General features: G+C 67.8%; 9 protein-coding genes. 7 read left to right on the plus strand and 2 right to left on the minus strand.

Translation table 11 applies throughout. The annotated features are described in order from the left end of the window. Positions 1-90: 90 nt before the first annotated feature. Positions 91-1200 (minus strand): 2-aminoethylphosphonate--pyruvate transaminase, encoded by a 1110-nt coding sequence (locus DIE12_RS34255; protein ID WP_124489360.1) that lies wholly within the window; start codon positions 1198-1200, stop codon positions 91-93. A 255-nt stretch (positions 1201-1455) separates the two neighbouring features. On the opposite strand from DIE12_RS34255, the gene phnS reads away from it, so the two are divergent. Genes phnS through DIE12_RS34295 form a run of 7 tightly spaced genes read left to right on the plus strand, consistent with a single transcriptional unit; the run spans position 1456 to position 8747 of the window. Further along, entirely contained in the window at positions 1456-2547 is a 1092-nt protein-coding gene (phnS, locus tag DIE12_RS34265; protein ID WP_044845726.1) for a 2-aminoethylphosphonate ABC transporter substrate-binding protein, read from the plus strand. A gap of 34 nt (positions 2548-2581) precedes the next feature. After that, a complete protein-coding gene (gene phnT / locus DIE12_RS34270; protein WP_124489362.1) occupies positions 2582-3685 on the plus strand; it encodes a 2-aminoethylphosphonate ABC transport system ATP-binding subunit PhnT in 1104 nt (367 codons plus the stop codon). Then, positions 3663-4583 carry a 2-aminoethylphosphonate ABC transporter permease subunit gene (locus tag DIE12_RS34275; RefSeq protein ID WP_124489363.1) on the plus strand — a complete coding sequence of 307 codons (921 nt, stop codon included), beginning with the start codon at positions 3663-3665 and terminating at the stop codon, positions 4581-4583. Before phnT ends, DIE12_RS34275 begins: the two co-directional genes overlap by 23 nt. Then, positions 4573-5433 (plus strand): 2-aminoethylphosphonate ABC transport system, membrane component PhnV, encoded by an 861-nt coding sequence (phnV, locus tag DIE12_RS34280; protein ID WP_044845723.1) that lies wholly within the window; start codon positions 4573-4575, stop codon positions 5431-5433. The genes DIE12_RS34275 and phnV overlap by 11 nt, the downstream gene beginning before the upstream one ends. Further along, positions 5430-6740, plus strand: coding sequence for a phosphonoacetate hydrolase (phnA, locus tag DIE12_RS34285; protein ID WP_124489364.1), 1311 nt, complete (start codon positions 5430-5432; stop codon positions 6738-6740). Before phnV ends, phnA begins: the two co-directional genes overlap by 4 nt. Further along, positions 6737-8191, plus strand: coding sequence for a phosphonoacetaldehyde dehydrogenase (phnY, locus tag DIE12_RS34290; protein WP_044845721.1), 1455 nt, complete (start codon positions 6737-6739; stop codon positions 8189-8191). Before phnA ends, phnY begins: the two co-directional genes overlap by 4 nt. A gap of 4 nt (positions 8192-8195) precedes the next feature. Beyond that, positions 8196-8747, plus strand: coding sequence for a phosphonate degradation HD-domain oxygenase (locus DIE12_RS34295; RefSeq protein ID WP_124489365.1), 552 nt, complete (start codon positions 8196-8198; stop codon positions 8745-8747). A gap of 114 nt (positions 8748-8861) precedes the next feature. Here the strand turns inward: DIE12_RS34295 and DIE12_RS38305 are convergent. Further along, a partial coding sequence (locus DIE12_RS38305; protein ID WP_185641044.1) for a hypothetical protein occupies positions 8862-9095 on the minus strand: 234 nt, incomplete at its 5' end.

A 9095-nucleotide genomic window follows, 5' to 3' on the forward strand; every position in this document is an offset into this window, starting at 1 on the left:
CGCACTCTCGGTGCGTTCGCCCGGCGACCTGTGGGTCGCCGGGCTTTTTTGTATCCGCTCGCGACTGCGAAGCGGTTCAGGCCGCCGCGCTCACGCGTGCCGCATCGTGATCCCGAGCGATTCGACCGCCTGTGCGATCGCCGCGACCGCCCGCCGGATGTCGCCGGCATCGATCGCGCCGATGCAGCCGACGCGGAACGTCTCGAGTTGCGTCAGCTTGCCCGGATACAGGATGAAGCCCGCGTCGCGCACCGCGTCGTAGAAGCGGCGGAAATCGTAGGCCGGATGGTCGGGCGCATGGAACGTGACGATCACCGGCGCCTGCACACCGGCGTCGAGGAACGGCGTGAAGCCGAGCGCGCGCATCGATTCGACCAGCGTCCGGCAGTTTTCCGCATAGCGCGCACCGCGCGCGGGCTGGCCGCCTTCGGCCAGGTATTGGTCGAGCGCGGCGCGTAGCGCGGCGATCACGTGGGTCGGCGGCGTGAAGCGCCACTGGCCCGTCTTGCACAGGTACGCGTACTGATCGTGGAGGTCGAGCGCGAGCGACCGCGAGTTGCCTTCGCACGCGTCGAGCGCAGCGCTCCGCACGATCGCGAACCCCATCCCCGGCACGCCTTCCAGGCATTTGCCGCTCGCCGAGATCAGCGCGTCGATCCCGCTGTCCGCCAGGGTGATCGGCAGCGCGCCGAACGAACTCATCGCATCGACGATCAGCCGCTTGCCGTGCCGCCGGCACACGGCCGCGATCGCGTCGAGCGGATTCAGGATGCCGGCACTTGTTTCCAGGTGCACCAGCGCGACGTGCGTGATGCGCGGCTCGCGCGCGAACGCGGCTTCGACCGCGCCGGGGTCGACCGCCGCGTTCTCGCCGAACGGCAGCGCGATCGACTCGATGCCGAGCCGGCCGAGGATCTTCAGGATGCGCGCGCAATACGCGCCGTTGTCCGGCACCAGCACGACGCCGTCGCGCGGCACCAGCGTGCCGAGCGCGGCTTCGACCGAAAACGTGCCGCTGCCTTGCATCGGCACGCACACGTATGCGTCGCCGCCGCGCGCGATCGTGACGAGATCCGCGCAGACGCTCGCCGTCAGTTGATTGAAAGCGGCGTCCCACGAGCCCCAGTCGTGTTGCATTGCGTGGCGTGTTGTGGCGGACGTGGTGAGCGGGCCGGGCGTGAGCAGAATCGGGTCCGACATGATTTTTCTCCAGCAAAGGTCGGATGAAACGCCAGGGCGGCATTTCTGAATGACTTGCATGATATTGGCAAAATGTGTCATTTTTTGGAAATTGTGGCACACGTCACGGCGTTGTCATCGAACGCTGTGATCCTTCGGTTGCCGCGCGAGACCACCTGCAGCGCGGCAGCGAGACGGGCCGGTTGTCGGTCTGTCCGACTGAAAGGAGCCGGATCGTGCCCCGGCCGTTTGGTGTTCCGCCTACGGAGAAGTGAGATGACACTGCAGAATTCCTCGCGCGCCGCTGCCGGCGCGTTCCGCAAGCTCGCGCTGGCCGCCTGCGCCGCCGGTCTGCTGCAAGGTGCCGCGATGCCCGCGCACGCGGCGAACGCGGTCGTGCTGTATACGGCGGACGGTCTCGAGAACCTCTATCGCGATGTGCTGCCGGCGTTCGAGAAGAAAGAAGGCGTCAAGGTCAACATCGTGACGGCGGGCAGCGGCGAGGTTGTCAACCGCGCGAACATCGAAAAGAATTCGCCGAAGGCGGACGTGATCGTCACGCTGCCGCCGTTCATCCAGCAAGCCGGCCAGATGGGCCTGCTGCAGCCGTACCAGAGCGTGAACTACAAGAACGTGCCGGCGATCGCGAAGGCGGAAGACGGCACCTGGGCGACGTTCGTGAACAACTACTTCTCGTTCGCGATCAACCCGGACGTCGTGAAGAACCAGCCGAAGACGTTCGCCGACCTGCTGTCGCCGGCCTACGCGGGCAAGGTCGCGTACTCGAACCCGGCGACCGCCGGCGACGGGATGGCCGTGCTGATCCTGACGACGTCGCTGATGGGCGAGGACAAGGCGTTCGACTACCTCGCGAAGCTGTCGCAGAGCGTGAAGTTCCACACGAAGGGCACCGGCTACCTGAATGTGCTGCTGTCGCGTAACGAGATCAGCGTCGCGAACGGCGACCTGCAGATGGACCTCGACGACGCCGAGCACGGCGCGCTGTCCGTCAAGCCGATCTTCCTGGCCGCGAAGGACGGCGACCAGCCGACCACGTTCCAGCTGCCGTACGGCATCGGCCTGATCAAGAGCGGCCCGAATCAGGACGCCGGCAAGAAGCTGATCGACTACCTGATGTCGACCGACGTGCAGTCGAAGGTGCCGGACATGTACGGCATCCCGGGCCGCACGGACGTGCCGCTGGCCGGCAAGAACGGCGAGGCGGTCAAGAAGGCGATCGCGGGCGTGAAGCTGATCCCGGTCGACTGGACCCAGGTGATGGCGAAGAAGCCGGTGTGGATCGAGCGCTGGAAGAAGGACGTGATCGGCAGCTCGGGCAAGCAGCTCGACGTCGTCAAGCCGAAGTGATCGGCGCACGCTGCCTGTATTAGTGAGCAAGAGGATGAACCCGGTGGAAACCACCCTGACCCATCCCGGCGCATTCGGCGCCGCCGAACCGCAAGCAACGCTGCGGTCCGGCGCGCCGGGCGGCGTGCAGATCGAGCACCTGAGCGTGCGCTACGGCGCACGCACGGTGCTGGAAGATCTGTCGCTGTCGATCGGCGCCGGTGAATTTCTGACCGTGCTCGGCAAGAGCGGCTGCGGCAAGACCACGCTGCTGCGCTTCATCGCCGGGTTCGTGAAGGCCGACGGCCTGACCGGCACGCTGACCGTGGCCGGACGCGACCTGACCCATGCGCCGCCGCACAAGCGCAACCTCGGTCTGCTGTTCCAGAATTACGCGCTGTTCCCGCACCTGTCGGTGTTCGAGAACGTCGCATTCGGGCTGCGCGCACGCGGCATGGCGTCGCCGGAGGTGACGCGCCGCGTCGCCGACGCGCTGAAGCTCGTGCAACTCGGCGACGCGGGCCACCATCTGCCCGCGCAACTGTCCGGCGGGATGCAGCAGCGCGTCGCGCTGGCGCGCGCGCTCGTGATCGAGCCGGACGTGCTGCTGCTCGACGAGCCGCTGTCGGCGCTCGACGCCAATCTGCGCGCATCGGTGCGCAGCGAACTGAAGGCGCTGCACGAGCGCCTGCCGAACCTGACCGTCGTCTGCGTGACGCACGACCGCGACGACGCGCTCGTGCTGTCCGACCGCGCGCTGCTGATGCGCGACGGCCGCATCGCGCAGCTCGGCACGCCGCAGCAGCTGTACGACGCGCCGCGGGACGGCTACGTCGCGCGTTATCTCGGCCTGGCCAACCTGCTGCCGCCGCACGTGATCTTCCCGCTCGGCGACCCGCGTCACGACGTGCGCGGCAAGGTCGCGTGCGTGCGCCCCGAGCGGCTGACCGTGATGCCGCTCGCGGCGGGCGGCCTGCACGGCACGGTGTCGTCGGTCGAATGGCAGGGCGCGGACCTGTCGATCGCGGTCATGATCGACGCGGCGCCCGACGAACCCGTGCGCGTGACGATGCAACGCGGCCGCGGCGCGGCTCCCGAGCGCGGTGCGCGCGTGTCCCTGCATTGCGAGGCAGACGATGTCGTCCTTATCGAGCCCTGAAGCCGGCCTGCCGCCGCACGTGCTCGCGTCGGCCGCCGCGCATGCCGCCGCCGCGCGGCGCCGCAAGCGCATGGGCGACCTGCACCTCGCCGCGCTCGCGATCGTCGTGCTCGGCCCGCTCGTCGTCTATCCGCTGGTGCGGCTCGTGCTGCTGAGCGTGTCCGGCGATCACGGGCTGAGCTTCGCCGCATACCGGACCTTCTTCGGCAACCCCGATACGCGCAACGTGCTGCTGACGACGGTCGGCGTGCTGTTCGCGAGCGCCGGCACCGCATCGGTGCTCGGCGTGCTGCTGGCCGCGCTGCTGTTCTTCAAGCCGTTCCCGGGCGCGTCGCTCGTCACGCGCTTCCTGGAACTGTACGTCGCGTTCCCGTCGTTCCTCGTCGCGTTCACCTTGATCTTCCTGTACGGCTCGCAAGGCTCGATCAGCATCGCGCTGCAGCACCTGTTCCATCTCGAGAACCCGCCGCTCGACTTCCTGTTCGGCATCGGCGGCGTGATCCTCGCGCAGACCGTGTTCTATACGCCGTTCGTCGTGCGGCCGACGCTCGCGTCGTTCGCGACGCTCGACCTGCGCCTGATCGAAGCGGCGCGCAGCCTTGGCGCGTCCGGCTGGATGCTCGCGCGCCGCGTCGTGCTGCCGATCGCGTGGCCGGGCATCGCCGCCGGCACGGTGCTGTGTTTCCTGCTGACGCTGAACGAGTTCGGGATCCTGCTCGTGCTCGGCAGCGCGCGGCTCGTCACGCTGCCGGTCGCGATCTACAGCAGCGCGACCGTCGACCTCGACCTGCCGACCGCGTCGGCCGGCGCGGTCGTGATGCTCGCGCTGTCGCTGGCGCTCTATACGGTTTATCGCCGGGTGAACCGGCGTGCGACGGGAGGGAACGATGTCCGCTGAATTCCATATCGGGCAAGCCGTGCCGCGTCATCGGATCGGCTGGAGCGACACGCTGCTCAAGCATGCGTCGCGCGCCGCGCTCGCGCTGGCCGCGTTCGCCTGCTTCTGGCTGTTCGTGCTGCCGGTCATCGTCGTCGCGCTGTCGAGCGTGTCGACGCAGTGGTCGGGCACGATCCTGCCGGCCGGCTACAGCCTGCGCTGGTTCGAGCGGCTCGGGTCGCCGGAATACGACGCGCTGCTGACGAGCCTCGAAATCGGCTTCGGCGTGTCGGCGATCGGCACGATCCTCGGGCTGTGGCTTGCGCTTGCACTCGAGGGGCGCGACCGGCGCGGTCTCGGCGCGGTCGTCGACGCGCTCGTGATGGTGCCGAACGGTGTGCCGAGCGTCGTGCTCGGGCTCGCGGTGCTGATCGCGTATCACCAGAAGCCGCTCGACCTGTCGAGCTCCGCGGCGATCGTCGTGCTCGTGCAGCTCGCGCTGATCCTGCCGTTCTGCTATCGCTGCGCGGCCGCCGCGCTGCGTCCGGAGCTGACCGTGCTGCGCGAAGCGGCGGCGAGCCTCGGTGCACCGCCCGCGATGGTGCTGCGCCGCGTGCTGCTGCCGCAGCTCGTGCCGGCGCTGCGCGCGAGCCTCGCGCTCGGCTTCGCGCTGTCGCTCGGCGAACTCGGCGCGACGCTGACCGTCTACCCGCCGGGTTTCGCGACCGTGCCGATCGTCGTGATCGGCCAGGTTGAGCGCGGCTATTACCTGCCCGCCTCGGCGCTGTCGCTGCTGATGCTCGGCGCGTCGCTCGCGGCGCTGCTGCTGATCGCCGCGCGCGTGCCGCGCGGCAAGCGGGCGGCATCATGAACGCCGCGTTCGCATTGCGACAGCCCGGCGAGCAATCGGCCGCGGGCAAGGGTTCGGCGGATCTCGCGGGACGTTCCGTCGACGTCAACGGCCGACGCCACCGGCTACCGGTCGAACCGACCGTCGTCATTTGCGTCGACGGCTGCGAGTACGACTATCTCGAGCGTGCGGTGGAAGCGGGCGTCGCGCCGTTCATCGGCCGGATGATCGCGCAAGGCACCGCGTGGCGCGCCGACTGCGTCGTGCCGACCTTCACCAACCCGAACAACCTGTCGATCGTCTGCGGCGTGCCGCCGTCGGTCCACGGAATCTGCGGCAACTACTTCTGGGATCCGGCCGCCGACGGCGGTCGCGGCGCCGAAGTGATGATGAACGACCCGGCCTACCTGCGGGCCGGCACGCTGCTCGCGGCGGCGTCCGACGCCGGCGCGCGGGTGGCCGTCGTCACGGCGAAGGACAAGCTGCGCCGGCTGCTCGGCTGGCAGATGAACGGCATCTGTTTTTCCGCCGAGAAGGCCGCGCAGGCGAATCTCGCGGAAAACGGGATCGTCGACGTGCTCGACTGGGTCGGCCTGCCGTCGCCGGACGTGTACAGCGCGGCATTGTCCGAATTCGTGTTCGCGGCCGGCGTGCGGCTCGCGCAGACGCGCCAGGTCGACCTGATGTATCTGTCGACCACCGACTACGTGCAGCACAAGTGCGAGCCGGGCAGTGCCGGCGCGAACGCGTTCTACGCAATGATGGACGGCTATCTCGCGCAGCTCGATGCGCTCGGCTGGGCGATCGGGCTCACGGCCGACCACGGGATGAACGCGAAGCACGATCCGGCCACGGGTCGCCCGAACGTGATCTATCTTCAGGACGCGTTCGACGGCTGGTTCGGTGTGCGGGCCGCACGCGTGATCTTGCCGATCACCGATCCGTACGTCGTGCACCACGGCGCGCTCGGCTCGTTCGCAACCGTCTACCTGGCGCCCGGCGTCGACCGGGTCGAAGCGATGTGGCGCGTCGGCGGGCTCGACGGCGTCGAGCTCGTACTCGACAACGCGGAAGCGGCCGCGCGCTTCGAACTGCCGGCCGACCGGATCGGGGATCTCGTCGTGATCGCGCGGCGCGACATGACGCTCGGCACGCGCGAGCGCGAACACGACTTGTCCGGGTTGACCGTGCCGCTGCGTTCGCACGGCGGCGTGTCCGAGCAGGAGGTGCCGTTGCTGTTCAACCGTCGGATCGAGCGGGACGACCCTGCACGTCGTCCGCGCAACTTCGACGTCTTCGATTTCGTGCTGAATCGGGTCGCGACATGATGGCTCACCCTCGACAGGATCACCCCGCGTTCCGCGCCGAGACGCTGCGCTGGTGCGGCACGCGCGCGACGCGCGACCGTGTGCTCGACGTCGCCGATCCGTACACCGGCACGCGCGTCGGTACGGCGCCGCTGGCGAGCGTCGACGATGTGCGCGCCGCGTTCGACTACGCGATGGCATACCGGCCCGCGCTCACGCGCTACGAGCGTTCGCAGATCCTCGAGCGCGCGGCCGCGCTGCTGCGCGAGCGTGCCGAGGAGGCGTCCGACCTGATCACGCTCGAGTCGGGATTGTCGAAACAGGATTCGCGCTACGAGATCGGTCGCGTTGCCGACGTGCTGAAGTTTGCGTCGGTCGAAGCGCTGCGCGACGACGCGCAGAGCTTCTCGTGCGACCTGACGCCCCACGGCAAGGCGCGCCGCGTGTTCTCGCAGCGCCAGCCGCTCGACGGCGTGATCGTCGCGATCACGCCGTTCAATCACCCGATGAACCAGGTCGCGCACAAGATCGCGCCGGCGATCGCGACCAACAACCGCGTGATCGTGAAGCCGTCGGAGAAGGTACCGCTGTCGGCGTTTTATCTGGCGGACCTGCTGTATGAAGCCGGTTTGCCGGAGCCGATGCTGCAGGTGCTGACCGGCGACCCGCGCGAAATCGCGGACGAACTCGTCACGCATCCGCATGCATCGCTGATTACCTTTACGGGCGGCGTGTCGATCGGCAAGGCGATCGCCGCGCGGGCCGGCTACCGGCGCATCGTGCTGGAACTGGGCGGCAACGATCCGCTGATCGTCCTCGACGATGCCGATCTGGAACGTGCGGCATCCCTGGCCGTGCTCGGTTCGTACCGGAATTCGGGGCAGCGCTGCACGGCCGTCAAGCGGATCCTGGTACAGCGCTCGGTCGCGCCGGCGTTTACCGAGCTGCTCGTCGAGAAGACGCGCGCCTGGAAGTACGGCGATCCGTTCGATCCCGCAAACGAAATGGGCACGGTGATCGACGACGTCGCGGCGCGGCTGTTCGAGGCCCGGGTCGGCGAGGCGGTCGCGCAGGGGGCGCGCCTGCTGACCGGCAACGTGCGGCGCGGTGCGCTCTATTCGCCGACCGTGCTCGACAACGTCGATCCGTCGATGACGCTCGTGCGCGAGGAGACCTTCGGCCCCGTTTCACCCGTCATCGCGTTCGACACGATCGACGACGCGATCCGGATCAGCAACGGGACGGCGTTCGGGCTGTCGTCGGGTATCTGTACGGACAGTACGGCCGCGGTCGTGCGGTTCGTGAACGAGCTGAACGTCGGGACGGTGAATGTCTGGGAGGTGCCCGGATACCGGATCGAGCTGTCGCCGTTCGGCGGGATCAAGGATTCGGGGCTCGGCTATAAGGAAGGCGTTCAGGAAGCGATGAAGAGCTTCACGAACCTGAAGACGTTTTCGCTGCCTTGGGAGTGAGCGGATGGCATTGACGGTGGAAGAGATCGACGGACTGTATCGCGAGCACGGCCATGTCGCGTACAGCGGCGAACCGGTCACGCAGCTGGAGCATGCGTTGCAGAGCGGCTTGCTGGCGGAGGAGGCGGGTGCCGACGAGGCGCTGGTCGCGGCGGCGTTCCTGCATGACCTGGGGCATTTGCTGAATCGGCAGGGCGAGACGCCGAGCGCGCGCGGGATCGACGACCTGCATCAGTATTACGTGCTGCCGTTCCTGCGGCCGCTGTTTTCGGACGCGGTTCTGGAGCCGATCCGGCTGCACGTCGACGCGAAGCGTTGCCTGTGCCGCACGGACGCCGGCTACTTCGAGAGCCTGTCGCCGGATTCGGTGCGCAGCCTCGCGCTGCAGGGCGGCATCTTCAGTGAAGCGGAGACGGCGGCATTCCTGCAGCGCCCGTTCGCGGAAGACGCGCTGCGACTGCGCCGCTGGGACGATGCGGCCAAGGAAGAGGGCAAGGCGACGCCGGATCTCGATCACTATATCGAGATCGTGGCGCGCCAGGTGCGCGTGAGCTGACGATTCGGCTGCATCCATATAAGGCCTCGCAATATAAGGCCCCGCACGCGGCAGCGTGCGGGGCCTTATATTTTTCACGAAACCCCTTGCGCGATTGCCGGCAGGTGCTTAGAATCACGCCTCTTTCGCGCTAACGGAAACGCAGCGCGGGAGAAGAAGGGAAGCGGTGCTGTCGGGCGGGTCGTAGCGGCCTCGGCGGTGCAGGAAGTTGAACCCCAGCCGTCGCAACGAAGTAGTTAAAAAGTTGTTGACGAACTGAAAAAAGCGGTTCATAATCTCGCTTCTCTGCTGCTGAAAACGCAGCGCTGCTGAGAAAGCCTCCGGGTCCTCGCAGAAATGCTCTTTAAA

Source organism: Burkholderia sp. Bp9015, assembly GCF_003853505.1.
In the GTDB taxonomy this organism is placed as follows: Bacteria; Pseudomonadota; Gammaproteobacteria; order Burkholderiales; family Burkholderiaceae; genus Burkholderia.

Coding starts and splice junctions, on each gene's coding strand:
- phnV (WP_044845723.1), top strand. CDS start 4,573: ATGTCCGCTGAATTCCATATCGGGCAAGCCGTGCCGCGTCATCGGATC.
- phnY (WP_044845721.1), top strand. CDS start 6,737: ATGATGGCTCACCCTCGACAGGATCACCCCGCGTTCCGCGCCGAGACG.
- phnA (WP_124489364.1), top strand. CDS start 5,430: ATGAACGCCGCGTTCGCATTGCGACAGCCCGGCGAGCAATCGGCCGCG.
- phnT (WP_124489362.1), top strand. CDS start 2,582: ATGAACCCGGTGGAAACCACCCTGACCCATCCCGGCGCATTCGGCGCC.
- DIE12_RS34255 (WP_124489360.1), bottom strand. CDS start 1,200: ATGTCGGACCCGATTCTGCTCACGCCCGGCCCGCTCACCACGTCCGCC.
- DIE12_RS34295 (WP_124489365.1), top strand. CDS start 8,196: ATGGCATTGACGGTGGAAGAGATCGACGGACTGTATCGCGAGCACGGC.
- phnS (WP_044845726.1), top strand. CDS start 1,456: ATGACACTGCAGAATTCCTCGCGCGCCGCTGCCGGCGCGTTCCGCAAG.
- DIE12_RS34275 (WP_124489363.1), top strand. CDS start 3,663: ATGTCGTCCTTATCGAGCCCTGAAGCCGGCCTGCCGCCGCACGTGCTC.